The following is a 19,455-nucleotide window of genomic DNA, read 5'->3' as shown; positions in this document are numbered from 1 at the left end:
TGATTTATTTTGTTGTTACTGATTGCAGGTTTTGACGATATTGCGCGATTAGCTCGATAAAGTGATCAAAAAGAGGTGCGGCATCATGTGGCCCAGGGCTGGCTTCTGGATGGCCTTGGAAACTAAATGCTGGTTTATCTGTACGATGAATGCCTTGTAAAGAACCATCAAACAGAGATTTATGTGTCACACGTAAATTGGCGGGAAGAGATGTTTCATCAACAGCAAACCCATGATTTTGCGCTGTGATCATCACCGTATTTTTATCTAAATCTTTAACCGGATGGTTACCACCATGATGACCAAATTTCATTTTGATGGTTTTTGCACCGCTCGCTAATGCTAATAGCTGATGCCCTAAACAAATACCAAATACCGGAATATCAGTAGTTAAAAAGGTTTGAATGGCGTTAATGGCATACTCACAGGGCTCTGGATCCCCGGGGCCATTTGAAAGAAAAATACCATCAGGTGAAAGCGCTAAAACATCTTGCGCTGGCGTTTGTGCAGGCACAACAGTCACTCGACATCCACGATCAACTAACATGCGTAAAATATTACGTTTCACACCGAAATCATATGCCACAATATGCAATGGCAATTCAGCCGCCAATTTAGCCTCTGGTAATCCATTTTCTAACGTCCAACTGCCTTGAGTCCACTGATAAGGTTGTTTAACGGTTACTGTTTTGGCTAAATCCATGCCTTTTAAACCCGGGAATGATTTAGCCTTTTCGAGCGCAACATGGCTATCAAGGCGATCCCCGGCGATAATACAGCCATTTTGTGCGCCTTTTTCTCTCAATAAGCGCGTTAACTTACGTGTATCAATATCTGCAATTGCAACAATATTATGGCGTTTAAGATAATCAGATAATGTTTCTTGAGCACGATAATTGCTCATCACTAATGGCAAATCACGAATAATTAAGCCTTGAGCATGAATAGTTTCTGATTCTTCGTCTGAATGATTAACGCCGGTGTTGCCAATGTGGGGATAGGTGAGAGTAACAATTTGTTGGGAGTAAGACGGGTCGGTTAGTATCTCTTGATAACCAGTCATTGAAGTGTTAAAAACGACTTCACCGATGGCGGCGCCTTCTGCGCCAATCGACTTGCCGTGGAATTCGGTCCCATCTTCTAGAACCAGTATAGCTGATTTAATCAAAACGCCCTCCAGAGAATAATAAATCACATTTCATGCATATTAATTCAGATTTAAGACTCTAAATCAATGCCAAAAACATAAAATTGGGCAAATTTTTGGCAAATTGGGCGCATTCTAAAGATCGAATGGGCAGATGTCTAGAAAAAACACCTTTTTAATTAAAAAAATATCAATCATTAGCAATTTAATTAACCAAGTGACAATTAACACAACAAATCTTACAGATTTAACCGTTTGCTTACCAAGATAATTTAAAAATGAAATTTTAAAAGAAAATACGGCGTGATATGTTCTATTTTTAGAAAAAAAACAGAAAAAATAAGAGATAAATAACACAAATAAGAACAAACAGAATAAAAACAAAAAATCAAATAAAAAAACCCACAATTAAACAAATAATTATGAGTTTTCATATAGTTAAAAATAATAAAAAATCACAATTCTTCTAAAGAAAGCACATCTTTCATATTATATAGACCTGATTTTTTACAACTTAACCAAATAGCTGCCCTTACCGCACCATTTGCAAATGTCATTCGGCTAGAAGCCTTATGGCTTATCTCGACTCTTTCACCAATATCGGCAAAAATCGCAGTATGTTCACCCACAATATCCCCCGCACGAATAGTAGCAAAACCAATACTTTGAGGGTCACGCTCTCCCGTATGCCCTACTCGCTCATAAACGGCACACTCTTTAAGATCACGACCCAGTACCTCTGCAATAGATCCCCCCATTGCTAATGCAGTACCTGATGGGGCATCAACCTTATGGCGATGGTGCGCTTCTACAATTTCAATATCACTATAAGAACCCATCACTTTAGCGGCTTTTTCAAGTAATTTAAGCACCAGATTGACACCAACACTAAAGTTAGCAGCAAATACAATTGGGATAATTTTAGCTGCATTTTCAATCGCTTTTTTGCCTTCATCATCAAAGCCAGTCGTACCGATAATCATGCCTTTTTGTTGTTCTACACAAAATTCAATATGAGAAAGCGTTCCTTCGGGGCGTGTAAAATCAATTAATACATCAAATGCATTAGCTTGTGCTAATAAGTTATCAGTTACCGTGACACCGATATGACCAATGCCAGCCAATTCACCCGCATCTGAGCCAATTAATGAAGAATTTGTACGTTCAAAAGCAGCACCTAGCACAGTTCCTTCTTGTTGAGAAATTGCCTGAATTAATTGGCGCCCCATACGACCACCCGCACCAACAACAGCAAGACGAAGTTCTTTCGCAGACATAACTAAATTTCTCCTAAACAATACTTATGATCTCTATTTATTGTTTACAGATTAGCGAGGTCATCCACTTGATGCCAGCATTTAACGTTCAAGATAAGAAAAACACACAAAACCCTAGTGATTATCAGTAAAAGAGATGAATAGCATGATTATTCATTTAACTTAACTTTTAGCATAAAAAAGCAGAGTTATTCACTCTGCTTTTTAAATTCACCATTACACTTAAGTGATATTATTCAATAACTTTATAATCGAGACGAAGCTCTTTAGGGACTTCAAAAACAATATTTTCTTCACGCCCTGATAATTCGACCACATCATCAGCACCAAAGGTTTTTAAACGTTCTAATACTTGTTGAACTAAAATATCAGGCGCTGAAGCGCCTGCTGTAACACCAACAATATTTGCATTAGCGACCCATGATTCATCAATATCTTCAAAGCTATCGATAAGATAAGAAGGCTTACCCGCTCGCTGTGCAAGCTCCGCTAAGCGATTTGAGTTTGATGAGTTTTTAGAGCCAACAACAAAAACAACATCCGCTTTTTCAGCAAGTTCTCTTGCCGCTTCTTGACGATTGGTTGTTGCGTAACAGATATCATCCTTACGAGGCCCAATAATTTTAGGGAAGCGTGCATTTAAAGCATCGATCACTTCAGATGTATCATCTACAGAAAGTGTTGTTTGAGTCATAAAGCAAAGATTATCTTCATCTTTTACTTCTAATTTCCAAACATCAGCAGGCGACTCAACCAAATACATTCCCCCTTCAGGGTTATTGTATTGCCCCATGGTGCCTTCAACTTCAGGGTGTCCTGCATGACCTATTAAAATTGCTTCTTTACCTTTACGGCTAGCTCTAGCCACTTCCATATGAACTTTAGTCACCAATGGGCAAGTTGCATCATAAAGCATTGTTAAATTACGTGAGCGAGCTTCTTGCCGAATAGCTTGAGAAACACCATGAGCCGAAAAAATTAAAATCGCGTTATCGGGTACTTCTGAAATTTCTTCAATAAAGATAGCACCACGTTCACGTAAGTCGTTAACGACATAGCGGTTATGAACAACCTCGTGGCGAACATAAATAGGCGCGCCATAGATTTCCAGAGCGCGATCAACAATGCTGATAGCTCGGTCAACACCAGCACAAAAGCCTCGTGGGTTAGCCAGCAGTATTTGCATGTGTTGTTTCCTCCTCCGGATTGATACAGACAACTTCAATATCAAATGTCACTTCTTCTGACGCTAACGGATGATTAAAGTCAACTGTTACAGAATCTTCAGTGACATCTCTTACAATGCCTGGCATTTCACTGCCATTCATTGCTGTAAATAGCATAATAGTGCCAGCCTCAGGCACACCAGACTCTGCAAAGTCAGAAGGCATAAAGTATTGGATCAAGTCAGGATTGTATTTACCAAAAAGATGCTCACCCGCAAGCGTAAAGGTTTTTTTATCTCCCGTAGATAATCCCAATAATTCAGCTTCTAAGGCTGGTGATAAACTTTCATCACCTAAACGAAAAAGAGCGGGTTTACCATGCGCTTGTGTAGATTCAGCAACAGAGCCATCTGCTAACTTTAAAGTGAAATTCAGCAACACTGCGCTGTCGTTGAGTACCTGCATAACCATACTAATACCTTCTTATTAAGCGTAACCCCCGCCATAAGGCAGGGGTTATTTTAGTTAACTTCTTATCTGATTACTTTTGCTTTTTTGTATCCTGTGGACTGACATTTTTATCAGGGAAAAAACTCTCAATAATAATAAGTCCAGCACCAATACAAATCCCCATATCAGCAATATTAAAGGTAGGCCAGTGCCAATCTCCGACATAAACATCAAGAAAGTCGATGACAAACCCATGGATCAGACGATCAGAAAGATTACCCAATGCTCCGCCAATAATGAGCGCATAAGCAACGTTACTTAGTTTGGCACTCGCTTTATTTTTATACATCATTACTAATAAAGTAATGCAGATTGCCAATGCAATCAGTGCAAAAAACCAACGTTGCCATCCCCCTTTATCTGCTAAAAAGCTAAAGGCTGCACCATAGTTATGGGCGTAAGTGAAGTTGAAAAAAGGCATCACAGCAACAGATTCATACAGACGAAATGTCTGCATGAAATACTGTTTCGTTCCTAAATCCAACACCACTACAGCGACGGCTAGCCATAGCCAGCGTAAACCTGTAGAGCAAAGTGTTTTCTTCATTAATTAAGCAAACTTACGTTCTTCACCGTTACCGGCTACGTTAGTAACACAGCGTCCGCATAATTCAGCGTGTTCCGCTACTTGACCGATATCTGTCGCATAATGCCAGCAACGAGGACATTTTTCGCCATCTGCTTTGTTAAAGGCGATTTTTAAACCCGCCATATCAGAAGCTAATGCCGTTTCTGGTGCTTCATTAATATCTACCACTTTCGCTTGAGATGTTAATAAAACAAAACGCAGTTCGTTACCTAACGCATTTAACTTATCGGCTAAAGCTTTATCTGCATACAGTGTTACTGATGCTTCTAAAGAGCCACGCAGTTGTTTATCTGTGCGAGCTTGCTCTAATACTTTGTTGACTTCACCACGAACAGCAAGTAATTCAGCCCAGTAGTCATCATTTAAGGTTTCTGACGCATCTAAGCCAAATAAATCGGTATACCATTCTTCCGTTAAGACATATTTTGCACGTTCACCTGGTAACTCATTCCAGATCTCATCTGCGGTAAACGACATAACGGGCGCCATCCAACGAACTAATGCTTCACAGATATGGAATAACGCAGTTTGGCAACTACGACGAGCAACACTATCGCTTTTCGCAGTGTACTGTCTGTCTTTGATGATATCTAAGTAGAAAGACCCCATTTCCACTGAACAGAACTGCATTAAGCGCTGAATAACATTATGGAAATCGTAATTTTCATAGTGTTTTAGAATATCAGCTTGTGCTGCTTTCGCACGGCCTACAGCCCAACGGTCAAGTGTTACCATCTCTTCTGGTTTAACTTGGTGTTTTGCAGGATCAAATCCATTCAAGTTAGCTAAGAAGAAACGCGCGGTATTACGAATACGACGATAAGTATCCGCAGAACGTTTTAAGATCTCATCAGATACGGCGATTTCACCTGTGTAATCTGTTGATGCAACCCATAAACGTAGGATATCAGCACCCAGTTTATCCATCACATCTTGTGGACTTACTGTGTTACCGATAGATTTAGACATTTTACGACCTTGTCCATCTACGGTAAAACCGTGTGTTAACACTTCACGATAAGGCGCTTTACCTTTGATTGCCGTCGAGATCATCAGTGAGGACATAAACCAACCACGGTGTTGGTCAGAGCCTTCTAAATACATATCAGCTGAATTGCCATGGTATTCTGGACGAGCATCAACAACTGTTGAGTGTGTTGATCCTGAATCAAACCATACGTCCAGTGTATCTGGCGTTTTCATGTAATCGTCAGCGTCATCACCCAACACTTCACGGATATCTAAATCCCACCACGCTTGAATGCCACTCACTTCAACACGTTTTGCCACTTCTTCCATCAACTCTAAAGTACGTGGATGTGGCTCTTGTGTCTCTTTATGAACAAACAGAGACATTGGCGTACCCCAAGTACGTTGACGAGAAATACACCAGTCAGGGCGGTTTTCAACCATTGATTCAATACGTGCTTGACCCCAATCAGGGATCCATTTAACACCTTTGATCTCTTTTAATGATTGTTGACGTAAACCGTTTTTATCCATACCAATAAACCATTGTGGTGTAGCACGGAAAATAACCGGCGTTTTATGTCTCCAACAGCAAGGATAACTGTGCTGCAATGCTTCGTGATGTAACAGAGCACCTTTTTCTTTTAGCAATTCAACGATGACATCATTTGCTTTAAAAACAAAAACACCATCTAATGTTGGATAAGTACCTGTTAAGTAACAACCATTTGGGCCAACTGGATTTGCGACTTCTAAACCGTATTTTTGACCAATAACGAAATCATCAGGGCCGTGGCCTGGTGCAGTATGAACAGCACCTGTACCCGCCTCTAAAGTAACGTGATCACCTAAAATTGCAGGTACATCAAAGCCCATAAATGGATGATTAAATCGCAATAGCTCTAAATCAGCACCTTTACATTCGCCTAAAACAGTCCAGCTTGTTACGCCAATACGCTTCATTACACCTTCAACAAGGTCAGAGGCTAAAATCACACACTCGTCATTAAAAGAGACTAAGGCATAATTAAATTCTGCATTTAAGGCGATAGCACGGTTAGCGGGTAACGTCCAAGGCGTTGTTGTCCAGATAACCAAAGAAATAGGCTTATCTGTTGTTGCATGGAATTTTGCAGCAACTGCGTTTGGATCAACGGCAGTGAAACGCACATCAATCGAAGGTGAAGTTTTATCGTAATATTCAACTTCGGCTTCTGCCAGTGATGAACCACATGCAGTACACCAGTGAACAGGTTTAGCCCCTTTTAACAGGTGTCCATTTGCGATAATGCGCGCTAACGCACGGATAGTATTCGCTTCCGTTTTATAGTCCATTGTAAGATAAGGCTTTTCCCAATCTCCTAGAACACCCAAACGAATAAAATCTTTTTTCTGTGCTTCAATTTGCTCGTAAGCATATTTACGGCATTCCTCGCGGAATTGCGCTGCAGATATTTTCTCTCCTGGTTTACCTACGATTTGTTCAACTTTTAGTTCAATAGGTAATCCGTGACAATCCCATCCTGGAATATACGGAGAATCAAAGCCTGACAGCCCTTTGGATTTAATAATAATATCTTTGAGAATTTTGTTTACTGAGTGACCAATATGAATATTGCCGTTGGCGTATGGAGGGCCATCGTGCAAAATAAATGTTTTCTTACCACTTTTAGCCTGACGAATTGCTTGATACAAACCTTCTTTGTACCAACGGGATAACATCTCTGGCTCGCGCTTTGCTAAATCCCCGCGCATAGGGAACCCTGTTTCTGGTAAGTTCAGGGTATTTTTATAGTCACTCATTCGATTCTCAGTTCCAATTTTCCGCTAGTTTATGACTCCGACCGCTGCGATAAAAAATCCCTAGCAGTAGCCACATCATCTGCGATTTGCTGCTTTAATGCATCCAGTGATGCAAATCGCTGTTCATTACGTAATTTCTTTCGTAACACAACATCAATACGACGTCCATATAAATCCATATTAACGTCGATTAAATGAACTTCTAATTGTACGCCCTTCCCTTTTACAGTAGGACGACTTCCGATATTTGCCACACCGGGTAAAGGTGATTGATTATCTGATAAATAGACATCAACGGCATAAACGCCTTTAACGGGTGCAACTAAGCGTTTCATAGGAATATTGGCTGTCGGAAAACCAATGGTTCTACCCAATTCATTACCATGAACAACACGCCCACAGACACTGTAAGGATGGCCTAGTAGTGATTCAGCAAGAACTAAATCATCATTGAGTAACGCTTCTCTTACCGCAGTGCTACTGATACGTAATCCTTTATCGCAATAACTTTCTGTACTTGCGACTTCAAATCCATACCTTTCACCAGCTTGTTGTAAGAAGTGAAAATCACCTTCACGGTTTTTGCCAAAGCGAAAGTCATCGCCAATAGCAAGAAATTTCACCCCTAACTTATTCACCAATAGTGATGAAACAAATTCCTCTGGGGTTTGTGCCGCAAATTGTTTATCAAATTTGACACACAAAAGGTAGTCAATACCGCATTCAGCCAAATACTTTATCTTATCTCGTAAACGAGTCAGACGTGCTGGTGCTTTTTCTGGTAAAAAAAACTCAAGCGGTTGAGGCTCAAATGTCATCACAACCGTGGGTAACCCTCGTTGTGAAGCTTCTTGCTTCAAGTGTTTCAATAATGCCTGATGGCCCCGATGGACACCATCAAAATTCCCAATTGTCAGAACGCAACCATGATGTAGCGCTCTAATATTCTGTATACCGCGAATTAGCTCCATAACTGGCTCAATACCGTGGAAATTATTGGATTATACCTTGTCAAAGGCTTGAGAGTAACCCAATATATCAATGTTTATTGATGAGTAATATCTCGACAAGTCGATTCACTATTATTCTTAAATGTGACTACTCACATTAAACAAAAATGGACTATCACTCACTTCTTGGTTATAAAATCGCATAAAATCAACCGTAGATCCTATTAGAATCTATTATTTATTACTCATATACACGATTTTGATGATTTTTTCACTCAAAAGACTGTATTCTACCCGTCTTAACTGATAAAATCTTGCGCCATCACAACGAAACAAGTGTCGCGTACAACGACGCTAATTTTGTATAAATCCATTGACAAACTTAGGTTGAAAAGGCATATTCCTTCACCTTTGTATTTGTCCTCGCTAGAATATATTTGGGAGTTGGAACTTGGCTAATATCAAATCAGCTAAGAAACGTGCGGTTCAGTCTGAAAAGCGTCGTCAGCACAACGCAAGCCGTCGTTCTATGATGCGTACTTACATTAAAAAAGTATACGCAGCAGTTGCTTCAGGTGATAAAGAAGCAGCACAAAAAGCATTTAATGACATGCAACCAATTGTTGACCGTCAGGCAACTAAAGGCTTAATTCACAAGAATAAAGCTGCACGTCATAAAGCTAATCTGCAAGCACAAATCAAAGCAATGTAATATTGCTTTCTTGTGTTATAAAAAAACCGGCTCATGCCGGTTTTTTTGTTTTCTACTTTTTAACCGCAACCCATTTATGGATTTGTAACGCGCTTTTTATCTCCATTAAAAAGTTCTGAGAAATCAGTATTACAAACACGTTGAACCGCGGGATGTTGGATCATTCGCTCTGCAAAAATTGCGTAGTACTCTTCTTTTACCGTATCAAGCATCCCAATTTCTTCAATATTACTATGAGCAAAAGTTTCATCGGTATACAGCGAAGGCGCTACAAAGATAGCATTATAATTTAAGCCGAATGCTTTCATTAATGCCGCATCATCAAACTCACCCAATATTTCCACTTGAAGGTTTTTATTACGTATCCATGTTAATAAATGACGACCTAACATATATCGACGTCCCGGAATGAGGAGCTTTCGCTCTTCTAAGCATTCAGGAAACGGTTTTTCGGGAAGAGGGTGGCTACAAAAAAAGCTCATATTACATTCGCCAAGTTTTACAGAGAACAGACCTTCTTGTTGCGACGAATCCACAGGACAATCGGATAAGATCATATCCAGTTTATGCTGACTTAATTGCTCTAATAACAGTTCATGAGTAGATTCAAAACAACGCAGATGGATTTGCTCATTATCAATTACTGCCGTTTCTAATACGCGACTGACTAATTGTTTTGATAATGCATCCGCAACACCGACATCAAACAGTAAATTCGATTCACGACTGTAGTTGACGATATCCAGCATTTCTTGGCTGAGCATAAACATTTTATCGGCATAACGAAAAATGAGCTGACCCAATTCTGAAGGAACAACCCCCCTTCCTTGGCGTTTAAATAACTTGCCACCCAATCTTTCTTCTAATGCTTTAATTTGCCCTGTAATTGTCTGAGGTGTCAGATACAACGCTTGCGCCGCACCGACAACAGAGCCTTCTTTACACACATGCCAAAAATAATAAAGATGATTAAAATTGAGATGTGACACCCGCATAGTTATCTTCCTTTCAACTTCTGTGTTTCAAACACAGACTATGTAATAACGCATTAGTTTGCGATTGGCTTTCCTTGCATCCAATCCTCATAAAAACACCTACGGCACAATACACTGTATTGCACCGTAGGTTTAAATATTATAGCTCGGTATTTATTGTGTTGAGAAACTCAAATCCGTGATAAGTTTCCTTATATTGATTTCGTTTTTAACTTCGGTAAAACAGAACGAAGTAACAAATACCCCACAACAGCGGCTACTGTTGAACCCACTAAAATACCAAGCTTAGAGTAGGTATTATAAGCTTCATCCGCGCCATCAAATGCTAATCCAGCAATAAAGATAGACATAGTAAAACCGATACCACATAGCACAGATACTGCAAATATTTGTTTAAGGTTAATCGCATCTGGTAATTTTGCAATGCCTAGTTTTACCGAAACCCAACTAAAGAGGAAAATTCCAATCGGCTTACCTAAAAATAGACCTAACGCAATACCCAACGGTAAAGCAGATAATATGCCATCAAAGGTTACGCCATTTAAAGAAACCCCTGCGTTACTAAATGCAAATAGCGGTAAAATAAAATAGGCAACCCAAGGGTGTAACACATGTTCTAATTCTTCAGAAGGAGAATCACCTTCTTTATTTCTTAACGGGATGAGAAATCCAACAATCACACCAGCAATCGTTGCATGAATACCTGATTTTAAAATACACACCCACAAGATGAACCCAAGAATTAAATAAGCAGCCGTATTACCCACTTTACGCCAATTCATTATGCCCAGAGTAATCACTATCAAACCAGCCAGAGCGAGAGGAATTAGTGCAATACTCTTTGAATAAAAGAGCGCAATAATCACAATAACGCCTAAGTCATCAATGATAGCTAATGCTAATAAGAATACTTTTAACTCAACAGGGACACGCTTGCCAAGTAACGCCATAACACCTAAAGCAAAAGCAATATCTGTTGCTGCTGGAATTGCCCATCCTTGCTGTCCAATGGCATCAGTATGATTAAACATCAAATAAACCAATGCCGGTGCTAACATCCCTCCCATTGCAGCTATTGCTGGGAAAATGGCTCTATCACGCTGAGCCAAAGAACCTTCTTTTAATTCGCGTTTAACTTCCAGTCCTACCACTAAGAAAAAGATCGCCATTAATGCATCATTTACCCAAAGCAATAATGGCTTATCAAGTTCGAACGCGCCGAATTTGATCATAATAGGAATAGATAAAAACTCATTATACAAAGCACTTAGAGGTGTATTCGCCATAATCAATGCGATAATAGCAGCAATAATCAGAAGAATACCGCCTGATGCCTCTAATCTCAAAAATTGTCTAATAATTGCCGTCATAATATTAACCTCGAAATCACTAATCTTGTTAATAATATGCTAATTATGAATTCGTAAAAAACAGATTATTTATGGATAATAACTCGAATTACTCGAATTGAAAAAGAAATAATAAGAAAAATAAGATGAATAGTATCAATTCATCAACATAATTTTTCAATAAAACAAAAACAACAAGAATTAAGAACACCAAAAATAAGACATTGAATATAAATAATATTTTTTATAATTAAGTAAAAACAAGTATCTTTTTTGATAAATCATACCAATTGATAAAATAGATCAAACATATCAATTTTTATTACTGAATAAAGAGAACTGCTATTCTTCACCTTTTGAACCAGCTCAGAAGATAAAAAGAAGTAGTCGCATATTTACTGTTTGACTATTGTGCTATTGTTTTATTAAAAATTACCCTTTTTTCATTAAGGTTTCTATCAATATGTCGATTACTGTTTTTATTGCCGTTTTATTTGCTGCTATCTTTCATGCATGTTGGAATGCATTAGTTAAAGTAGGCAATGATCGATTTCTAGGGATCTCGCTACTGACTTTTTTTTCTGGTGTTGTAACATTACCCGCCCTATTTTGGATCGGACTCCCTGATGTTGGCGCATGGAAATGGCTTGCCCTTTCTGTTTTATTTCATGTGGGTTACACACTCTCTTTAAGCCGTTGTTATACCTTGGCTGATTTTAATCAGGTCTATCCTATCTCTCGTGGTAGTGCGCCATTAATGACTGCTTTTCTTGGCTTTTTTCTCTTTCATGAAACACTACCAATCACTGGCTTACTAGGCATTTTACTTATCATTTTGGGTATTATCCTTATCTCACGCAGTAGGAAAATAGCGGCGTTTAACTTACGTAAAGATGCACTCTTTTTTGCTCTGCTGACCGCATTATTTACCGCAAGTTATACTTTATCTGATGGGAATGGCTCTCGTGTAGGTGAAACACCATTTGCTTATATTTTATGGCTCTTCTTTTTAAATGGCATCGCAATGTATTTACTTGCTTGGCTCCGTTATCGCCAGCATTTAAAAACCAAAATAAAGGATTATTGGAAACCCGCATTTTTAGGTGGGCTTATGCAATTGGTAAGCTATGGAATTGTGATATGGGCAATGAGTCATGCTTCTATCGTACTTGTGGCTGCTTTAAGAGAAACCAGTGTATTATTTGCCATGATCTTATCTGTCTATCTGTTAAAAGAGCAATTTAACCGTAAACAACTATTGGCGTGTTTAGTGATTTTAGCGGGTATTGTTGCTATCAAAATGGGATAATATTAAACATCATTAAATAAAAAGGCCTGATGATATAGGATTTATCATCAGGCCTTTTTGAAGGTGATAGGAAAAATTATTTGGTTAAATCATCAAAGAATTTTTTCACACCATCTAAGAAAGTTTTAGAACGAGGGGTATTTTTTTCACCACTCTTTCCGCCGAATGATTCACCCAATTGTTGTATTAACTCTTTTTGTTTCTCATTGAGTTTAACAGGTGTTTCAACCACAACACGGCACATCAAGTCACCAATACTACTACTACGTACTGATTTAACACCTTTACCTTTCATGCGGAACATTTTGCCAGTTTGTGTTTCTGCTGGAATTTTAAGTTTCACACGGCCATCAAGTGTTGGGACTTCAATCTCACCACCTAAAGCAGCAATGGCGAAGTTAATAGGGACTTCACAGTAAAGATTATTGCCATCACGTTCAAAAATATGATGTTGACGAACATGAACCTGTACGTATAAATCACCTGCAGGTGCACCGTTTTCACCAGCTTCACCTTCACCACTTAAGCGAATACGGTCGCCAGTATCAACACCGGCCGGAATTTTGACAGACAGTGTTTTAGAACGTTCAACACGACCATCACCATGACATTTAGAGCAAGGCTCTTTAATCACTTTACCGCGACCATGACAAGTTGGGCATGTTTGCTGTACAGTGAAGAAACCTTGACGTAAATGAACCTGACCAGCGCCATGACAAGTAGAACAGGTTTCTGCTGATGTACCTTCTTTAGCACCGCTACCATGACATTTGTCACATGTTTCTAGTGTTGGTATACGAATTTCTTTAGTAACACCACGAACCGCTTCTTCAAGGGTTAGATCCATGTTGTATTGTAAGTCAGAACCACGCGCTGCGCGTTGTTGACGGCGACCACCACCAAAAATATCGCCAAATACATCGCCAAAGATGTCACCGAAGTCAGCTCCGCCACCGAAGCCACCGCCGCCTTGACCACCAAATCCACCTTGTTCAAATGCAGCATGACCATATTGATCATAAGCAGCGCGCTTTTGAGCATCACTTAAGATCTCATAGGCTTCTTTGATTTCTTTAAATTTTATTTCTGACTCTTTATCACCTTGATTTCGGTCTGGGTGATATTTCATTGCTAAACGCTTATATGCACGTTTAATTTCTTTTTCATCGGCGTTTTTGCTTAAACCGAGAACTTCGTAAAAATCTCTTTTTGCCATTCTAGATTACCCTTGACATAAGCACACGGGCGTTGAGTTTCCTCGACGCCCGTGTTCGGTATCAGTAACTATTCACAGTGAGTTACCGTGGCCCGTTAAGGGCATTATTTCTTGTCTTTGCCGTCAACTTCTTCAAATTCTGCATCGACAACATCATCATCTTTCTTCGCACTTGCATCCGCATCTGCGGCATTACCTGCTGCGCCTGCTTGAGCTTGTTGTTGTGCGATTTCTAGCAGTTTTTCAGAAGCTTCAACTAATGCTTTAATTTTTGCTTCAATAGCGTCTTTATCTTCGCCTTTAGAAGCAATTTCTAACTCGCTTACCGCTTTTTCGATAGCTTCTTTATCATTCGCTGGTAATTTATCACCCGCTTCTTCAATTTGTTTACGTGTACCGTGAACTAATTGGTCTGCTTGGTTACGAGTTTGTACTAATTCTTCAAACTTACGGTCAGCTTCTGCGTTTGCTTCTGCATCACGAACCATTTTTTGGATTTCATCTTCATTTAAACCAGAAGATGCTTTGATTGTGATGTTTTGCTCACGACCACTGTTTTTATCTTTCGCTGATACATGCAAGATACCATCAGCATCGATATCAAAAGTCACTTCGATTTGTGGCATACCGCGTGGCGCAGCCTGAATACCATCTAAGTTAAATTGACCCAGTGATTTGTTATCACTAGCACGTTTACGTTCACCTTGTAATACGTGAATAGTTACAGCAGATTGGTTATCTTCTGCGGTAGAGAACACTTGGCTATGTTTAGTTGGGATTGTGGTATTTTTCGCAATCAGGGAAGTCATTACACCACCCATTGTTTCGATACCTAAAGACAGTGGAGTTACGTCAAGTAACAGAACGTCTTTAACATCACCCGCTAATACACCGCCTTGAACAGCAGCACCCATTGCAACCGCTTCATCAGGGTTAACGTCTTTACGTGGCTCTTTACCAAAGAAATCAGCAACAGTTTTCTGAACCATTGGCATACGAGTTTGACCACCAACCAGAATAACGTCGTTAACTTCACTTACTTTCAGGCCAGCATCTTCTAATGCAACACGTACTGGTTCCATTGAACGCTTAACTAAATCTTCAACTAAAGATTCTAATTTTGCACGAGTTACTTTGATATTTAAGTGTTTAGGGCCTGTTGCATCCGCTGTGACATATGGCAAGTTAACATCTGTTTGTTGTGCAGAAGATAATTCGATTTTCGCTTTTTCTGCTGCTTCTTTCAGACGTTGCATTGCTAATGGATCATTGCGCAGATCAATGCCTTGTTCTTTCTTAAATTCATCAACTAAGTAGTTAATTAAACGGCTATCGAAGTCTTCACCACCTAAGTGAGTATCACCATTGGTTGACAGAACTTCATAGGTTTTTTCGCCATCAACTTCATCGATTTCGATGATAGAGATATCGAATGTACCACCACCTAAGTCATAAACTGCGATAGTACGGTTACCCACTTCACGATCTAAGCCATAAGCCAGAGCAGCCGCTGTTGGTTCGTTAATAATACGTTTAACTTCAAGACCTGCGATACGGCCCGCATCTTTAGTTGCTTGACGTTGAGCATCGTTAAAGTAAGCAGGAACGGTAATTACTGCCTCAGTAACTGCTTCACCTAAATAGTCTTCTGCTGTTTTCTTCATTTTTTTCAGGACTTCAGCAGAAACTTGTGGTGGAGCCATTTTTTCGTTACGCGCTTCAATCCAAGCATCACCGTTATCAGCTTTTACGATTTTGTAAGGCATGATAGCAACGTCACGCTGAACTTCAGCATCTTCAAAACGACGACCAATTAAACGCTTGATGGCAAATAAAGTATTTTGTGGATTAGTGACAGCCTGACGTTTTGCAGGTTGACCAACTAAGATTTCACCATCTTGTGCATAAGCAACGATTGAAGGCGTTGTGCGATCACCTTCAGCGTTTTCAATAACCCGGGCATTTTTGCCGTCCATTACAGCAACACAAGAGTTAGTTGTACCCAGGTCAATACCAATAATTTTACCCATTTAAACGCCTCCAAAGAGAATTCTTTATCAATTTGACTACCAATCTATATGCGGATGAATATTCATTTTTCAAGTCACAAATTAATAGACTTAACAACATCATCTCGAAGCGGATATAAAATCAACGCAACTCAATAGTGGTAATTGCAGTTGAAAAGAAGATGGGGTCATAAATACATTCATCAAGGGGAATAATGAAAAAAAATGCAAAAAATGCGAAAAATTTGTGTTTGATAATAAGAAGGGAATTAAAAATTATTATTTTTCAATATGTTATATTAAATACAAATAATATTATGACTTATCTGAAATTATTTTTAAGATCAGTCTTTAAAAAAGGCTTGTAATTATTTGAAAAACAAGGTTTTTTAACTTCAACAATAAAAATATCAAATAAATATAAGGTTACTTTTGTGTTATCCCAACTTAGCTAGCACGTTTCCTAGTCAGAAGTTGACGACAAAAATAACCTCTTAAATTATTTACGCTGAAGTAGAACGGCGGGCTGATTTAGGCCTAAACGCAGCAACTATAGCTTCATTAGTTTCGACATAAGGGCCATCAAGCAATTGAATACAGTACGGTACACTGGCAAAAATACCGCTAACAATCACATTACCCTCGTTATCTTTTAATCCTTCTAACGTTTCTGCAATGGCTTTAGGTTGGCCTGGTAGATTTAGAATTAACGCTTGGTTACGGATAACACCAACTTGGCGAGATAAAATAGCGGTAGGTACAAACTTCAAACTAATTTGACGCATCTGCTCACCAAAACCTGGCATTTCTCTATCGGCAATTGCTAATGTGGCATCAGGCGTAACATCACGGCGAGCAGGCCCCGTTCCCCCTGTAGTTAACACTAAATGACAACCAGCTTCATCAACTAGTTCACACAATGTTTGCTCAATCATAAGTTGTTCATCAGGAATTAAGCGGGATTCGATATGAAAAGGCGTTATTAATGCGGCTTTTAGCCAAGCTTCTAAAGCGGGTAAGCCTTTATCTTCATAAATCCCACTGGATGCGCGATCAGAAACAGAAACTAACCCTATGCGTAATTCGTTCATATCAAACCTCAATTAATCAATCACCGTCTAACTTGCGCGCAGATATTACCATGAGAACACAAGAGAATTAAAAAGAATCTCAATATATTACTGATATTTAATATTTGATTATTGAGAATAAATAATAAAGAAATGATAACAATCTATTTTTATTCGGCTTTAACTAAAATAAAAAAGGGAGCATAAGCTCCCTCTCTTTCATCTTGAATAATATTAATTAATATTACTCATCAATATATTTAGCAATATAAGAAGCTGCTAATTTTTTCGCTTCAGCTAATTGTGCTGCATTTAATGCACGAGCAGTACGTTTTAGCATAGCTTCATCACCATCACCATTTTCAACAGCAACAGCGAACCATGCGTAAGCTTCTTTCAAATCACGTTTAACGCCTTTACCGTAGTAATAGTTTAAAGCCAGATTGTTTTGTGCCAAACCATTACCTTGAATAGCTGATTTTCTATACCATTCAACCGCTTTACGTGCATCTTTAGCAACACCGTCGCCTTCATCGTACATTACGCCTAAGTTATTTTGCGCATCACGATTACCTTGATTTGCTGCTTTGGTATACCAGAAAACAGCTTTAGTGCCGTTACGCTCTACACCTTCACCGTCATCATAAGAGACAGCAAGATTATATTGCGCATCAGAGTGGCCTTGCTCTGCTGCTTTTGTATACCAGACAACCGCTTTTTCATGATCTTGCGCTACACCGATACCTTCATCATAAGAGATACCGAGATTGTATTGTGCATCACTATCACCTTGCTCACCGGCTTTAGTATACCAATACACGGCTTTCTCGTGGTCTTGTTCTACACCATCACCATCATCGTAAGAAACAGCAAGATTATATTGGGCTAAAGAGACACCTTGAACAGCCGCTTTGTTATACCAATAGACTGCTTTTTCTGCATCACGATCAATATAATCACTCATGTCATACATAAGTGCTAAATTTAACTGTGCTTCAGCGTGACCTTGCTCAGCAGCTTTGATATACCATTCCAGCGCTTTTTGTGCATCTTGTTCAACACCTTCCCCGTTCTCATATTTTACGCCCAATTGATACTGGGATGCAGCGTTTCCACCTTCAGCACTTTTTTCAATTGCAGGTAAAGAGAAAGCGGTTTTGCTCTCTGCCATTGCAGCGCTACCGAAAAATAACGATGCAAGTACCGTTGCCAAGACAATCTTTTTCATAATTCACCAATAATAAATAGAGTATTTTAATAATTTATTTTTATAATTATTACTGGATAAATAATATATTCCAATCAATTTAATCTTAAAATTTACTTAAATGTTATTTTGAGAAGAAAAAAATAAAAATACCCATCTATATAAGATGGGTATTTAAGATTTTTATAAGAATTTAACGACGAATTATAATAAATCCGCAATCATTTTCTCTAATTTTTCCTGATCGACAGCAAATTTACGAATACCGTCAGATAATTTATCTACTGCCATTGGATCAGCGTTGTGTTCCCAATAAAATTGAGCTTCAGTGATAGCTTCTGGACGCGCTTTCACTTCACCTTTATAGGATAATTTATGTTCAACTTCACCTTCAGCTTCTGATAATTCTTTTAACAGTGCTGGAGCAATAGTTAAACGGTCACAACCGGCTAATTCTAAAATTTCACCTATATTACGGAAACTTGCGCCCATAACTACAGTGTTATAACCGTGTTGTTTGTAATAGTTATAGATTTCAGTAACAGAAATTACACCTGGATCTTCAGCTGGAGCAAATTCTTTTTTATCAGTATTGGCTTTATACCAATCCATGATACGACCAACAAATGGAGAAATCAGGTAAACACCGGCTTCAGCACATGCACGCGCTTGAGCAAAAGAGAACAGTAAAGTCAGGTTACAGTTGATACCTTCTTTTTCTAATTGCTCTGCGGCACGGATACCCTGCCAAGTAGATGCTAATTTGATAAGAATACGGTCGTTACTGATACCCGCATCATTGTAAAGTTTCATTAAATGGCGTGCTTTTTCAATACACGCTTGAGTATCGTAAGAAAGACGTGCATCAACTTCTGTTGAAATACGACCAGGGATCAGTTTTAAAATTTCTAAACCGATATTTACTGCCAGTTTGTCGCAAGCATCAACGATTTGTTGTTCACGAGAATCGCTTTGTGAACGCGCCCATTCAATCGCTTCATCAATTAATTTACGATATTCAGGAATTTGAGCTGCATTTAAAATTAAAGATGGGTTGGTAGTTGCGTCTTGTGGCTGATACAGTTTCATTGCTGCAATGTCACCAGTGTCAGCAACAACAGTTGTCAGCTTACGCAAAGAAGTCAATTTGTTGGTCATTTTGTTTATCTCATCTACT

Annotated in this window: 16 protein-coding genes; 2 read left to right on the top strand and 14 right to left on the bottom strand. The window is 38.9% G+C overall.

Annotation, left to right across the window (positions count from 1 at the left end; translation table 11 throughout):
• Positions 1 to 4: 4 nt before the first annotated feature.
• The 7 genes from carA to ribF all read right to left on the bottom strand — a co-directional run bounded on the left by carA (position 5) and on the right by ribF (position 8,432).
• A complete protein-coding gene (gene carA, locus GWI59_RS15750; protein ID WP_072063719.1) occupies positions 5 to 1,168 on the bottom strand; it encodes a glutamine-hydrolyzing carbamoyl-phosphate synthase small subunit in 1,164 nt (387 codons plus the stop codon).
• A gap of 434 nt (positions 1,169 to 1,602) precedes the next feature.
• Positions 1,603 to 2,424: a 4-hydroxy-tetrahydrodipicolinate reductase gene (dapB, locus tag GWI59_RS15745; protein ID WP_161725075.1), complete on the bottom strand. Its 822-nt coding sequence runs from the start codon at positions 2,422 to 2,424 to the stop codon at positions 1,603 to 1,605.
• 232 nt (positions 2,425 to 2,656) lie between these two features.
• Entirely contained in the window at positions 2,657 to 3,610 is a 954-nt protein-coding gene (gene ispH, locus GWI59_RS15740; RefSeq protein WP_023580932.1) for a 4-hydroxy-3-methylbut-2-enyl diphosphate reductase, read from the bottom strand.
• The gene (gene fkpB, locus GWI59_RS15735; protein WP_006535221.1) at positions 3,591 to 4,061 is read right to left on the bottom strand and encodes an FKBP-type peptidyl-prolyl cis-trans isomerase; all 471 of its coding nucleotides are present in this window, start codon (positions 4,059 to 4,061) and stop codon (positions 3,591 to 3,593) included. Before fkpB ends, ispH begins: the two co-directional genes overlap by 20 nt.
• 70 nt (positions 4,062 to 4,131) lie before the next feature.
• Positions 4,132 to 4,647 (bottom strand): signal peptidase II, encoded by a 516-nt coding sequence (lspA, locus tag GWI59_RS15730; protein WP_072063721.1) that lies wholly within the window; start codon positions 4,645 to 4,647, stop codon positions 4,132 to 4,134.
• A gap of 3 nt (positions 4,648 to 4,650) precedes the next feature.
• Positions 4,651 to 7,461 carry an isoleucine--tRNA ligase gene (gene ileS, locus GWI59_RS15725; RefSeq protein WP_072063722.1) on the bottom strand — a complete coding sequence of 937 codons (2,811 nt, stop codon included), beginning with the start codon at positions 7,459 to 7,461 and terminating at the stop codon, positions 4,651 to 4,653.
• A 29-nt stretch (positions 7,462 to 7,490) separates the two neighbouring features.
• Positions 7,491 to 8,432 (bottom strand): bifunctional riboflavin kinase/FAD synthetase, encoded by a 942-nt coding sequence (ribF, locus tag GWI59_RS15720; protein ID WP_072063723.1) that lies wholly within the window; start codon positions 8,430 to 8,432, stop codon positions 7,491 to 7,493.
• A gap of 430 nt (positions 8,433 to 8,862) precedes the next feature.
• Between ribF and rpsT the strand changes: the two genes are divergently transcribed.
• Positions 8,863 to 9,123, top strand: a complete 261-nt coding sequence (rpsT, locus tag GWI59_RS15710) for a 30S ribosomal protein S20 (protein ID WP_004248964.1) — start codon at positions 8,863 to 8,865, stop codon at positions 9,121 to 9,123.
• 74 nt (positions 9,124 to 9,197) lie between these two features.
• On the opposite strand, the gene nhaR is transcribed toward rpsT, so the two are convergent.
• Both nhaR and nhaA read right to left on the bottom strand, forming a co-directional pair.
• The gene (gene nhaR / locus GWI59_RS15705) at positions 9,198 to 10,118 is read right to left on the bottom strand and encodes a transcriptional activator NhaR (RefSeq protein WP_109848427.1); all 921 of its coding nucleotides are present in this window, start codon (positions 10,116 to 10,118) and stop codon (positions 9,198 to 9,200) included.
• A gap of 191 nt (positions 10,119 to 10,309) precedes the next feature.
• A complete protein-coding gene (nhaA, locus tag GWI59_RS15700) occupies positions 10,310 to 11,488 on the bottom strand; it encodes a Na+/H+ antiporter NhaA (RefSeq protein WP_006535229.1) in 1,179 nt (392 codons plus the stop codon).
• Positions 11,489 to 11,930: 442 nt separating this feature from the next.
• Here nhaA and GWI59_RS15695 point away from each other — a divergent pair, with 442 nt between their 5' ends.
• Entirely contained in the window at positions 11,931 to 12,776 is an 846-nt protein-coding gene (locus tag GWI59_RS15695; RefSeq protein ID WP_115065084.1) for a DMT family transporter, read from the top strand.
• A gap of 76 nt (positions 12,777 to 12,852) precedes the next feature.
• Here GWI59_RS15695 and dnaJ read toward each other — a convergent pair whose 3' ends face one another.
• The 5 genes from dnaJ to tal all read right to left on the bottom strand — a co-directional run bounded on the left by dnaJ (position 12,853) and on the right by tal (position 19,436).
• The gene (dnaJ, locus tag GWI59_RS15690; RefSeq protein WP_072063726.1) at positions 12,853 to 13,992 is read right to left on the bottom strand and encodes a molecular chaperone DnaJ; all 1,140 of its coding nucleotides are present in this window, start codon (positions 13,990 to 13,992) and stop codon (positions 12,853 to 12,855) included.
• Between the two features lie 104 nt (positions 13,993 to 14,096).
• Positions 14,097 to 16,022 carry a molecular chaperone DnaK gene (gene dnaK, locus GWI59_RS15685; protein WP_109397101.1) on the bottom strand — a complete coding sequence of 642 codons (1,926 nt, stop codon included), beginning with the start codon at positions 16,020 to 16,022 and terminating at the stop codon, positions 14,097 to 14,099.
• Between the two features lie 482 nt (positions 16,023 to 16,504).
• Positions 16,505 to 17,092: a molybdopterin adenylyltransferase gene (mog, locus tag GWI59_RS15680; protein WP_006535239.1), complete on the bottom strand. Its 588-nt coding sequence runs from the start codon at positions 17,090 to 17,092 to the stop codon at positions 16,505 to 16,507.
• Between the two features lie 223 nt (positions 17,093 to 17,315).
• Positions 17,316 to 18,299: an SEL1-like repeat protein gene (locus GWI59_RS15675; protein ID WP_109848424.1), complete on the bottom strand. Its 984-nt coding sequence runs from the start codon at positions 18,297 to 18,299 to the stop codon at positions 17,316 to 17,318.
• A gap of 183 nt (positions 18,300 to 18,482) precedes the next feature.
• Positions 18,483 to 19,436, bottom strand: coding sequence for a transaldolase (gene tal / locus GWI59_RS15670; protein ID WP_075674224.1), 954 nt, complete (start codon positions 19,434 to 19,436; stop codon positions 18,483 to 18,485).
• Positions 19,437 to 19,455 lie beyond the last annotated feature (19 nt).

The organism is Proteus sp. G2673 (assembly GCF_009915125.1).
In the GTDB taxonomy this organism is placed as follows: Bacteria; Pseudomonadota; Gammaproteobacteria; order Enterobacterales; family Enterobacteriaceae; genus Proteus; species Proteus penneri.
This window is presented reverse-complemented; position numbering and strand designations above follow the sequence as displayed.

Excerpts from the sequence above, each read along its gene's own strand:
- dapB (WP_161725075.1), bottom strand. The coding sequence starts at position 2,424 with ATGTCTGCGAAAGAACTTCGTCTTGCTGTTGTTGGTGCGGGTGGTCGT.
- ispH (WP_023580932.1), bottom strand. The coding sequence starts at position 3,610 with ATGCAAATACTGCTGGCTAACCCACGAGGCTTTTGTGCTGGTGTTGAC.
- fkpB (WP_006535221.1), bottom strand. The coding sequence starts at position 4,061 with ATGGTTATGCAGGTACTCAACGACAGCGCAGTGTTGCTGAATTTCACT.
- lspA (WP_072063721.1), bottom strand. The coding sequence starts at position 4,647 with ATGAAGAAAACACTTTGCTCTACAGGTTTACGCTGGCTATGGCTAGCC.
- ileS (WP_072063722.1), bottom strand. The coding sequence starts at position 7,461 with ATGAGTGACTATAAAAATACCCTGAACTTACCAGAAACAGGGTTCCCT.
- ribF (WP_072063723.1), bottom strand. The coding sequence starts at position 8,432 with ATGGAGCTAATTCGCGGTATACAGAATATTAGAGCGCTACATCATGGT.
- nhaR (WP_109848427.1), bottom strand. The coding sequence starts at position 10,118 with ATGCGGGTGTCACATCTCAATTTTAATCATCTTTATTATTTTTGGCAT.
- nhaA (WP_006535229.1), bottom strand. The coding sequence starts at position 11,488 with ATGACGGCAATTATTAGACAATTTTTGAGATTAGAGGCATCAGGCGGT.
- GWI59_RS15695 (WP_115065084.1), top strand. The coding sequence starts at position 11,931 with ATGTCGATTACTGTTTTTATTGCCGTTTTATTTGCTGCTATCTTTCAT.
- dnaJ (WP_072063726.1), bottom strand. The coding sequence starts at position 13,992 with ATGGCAAAAAGAGATTTTTACGAAGTTCTCGGTTTAAGCAAAAACGCC.
- dnaK (WP_109397101.1), bottom strand. The coding sequence starts at position 16,022 with ATGGGTAAAATTATTGGTATTGACCTGGGTACAACTAACTCTTGTGTT.
- mog (WP_006535239.1), bottom strand. The coding sequence starts at position 17,092 with ATGAACGAATTACGCATAGGGTTAGTTTCTGTTTCTGATCGCGCATCC.
- GWI59_RS15675 (WP_109848424.1), bottom strand. The coding sequence starts at position 18,299 with ATGAAAAAGATTGTCTTGGCAACGGTACTTGCATCGTTATTTTTCGGT.
- tal (WP_075674224.1), bottom strand. The coding sequence starts at position 19,436 with ATGACCAACAAATTGACTTCTTTGCGTAAGCTGACAACTGTTGTTGCT.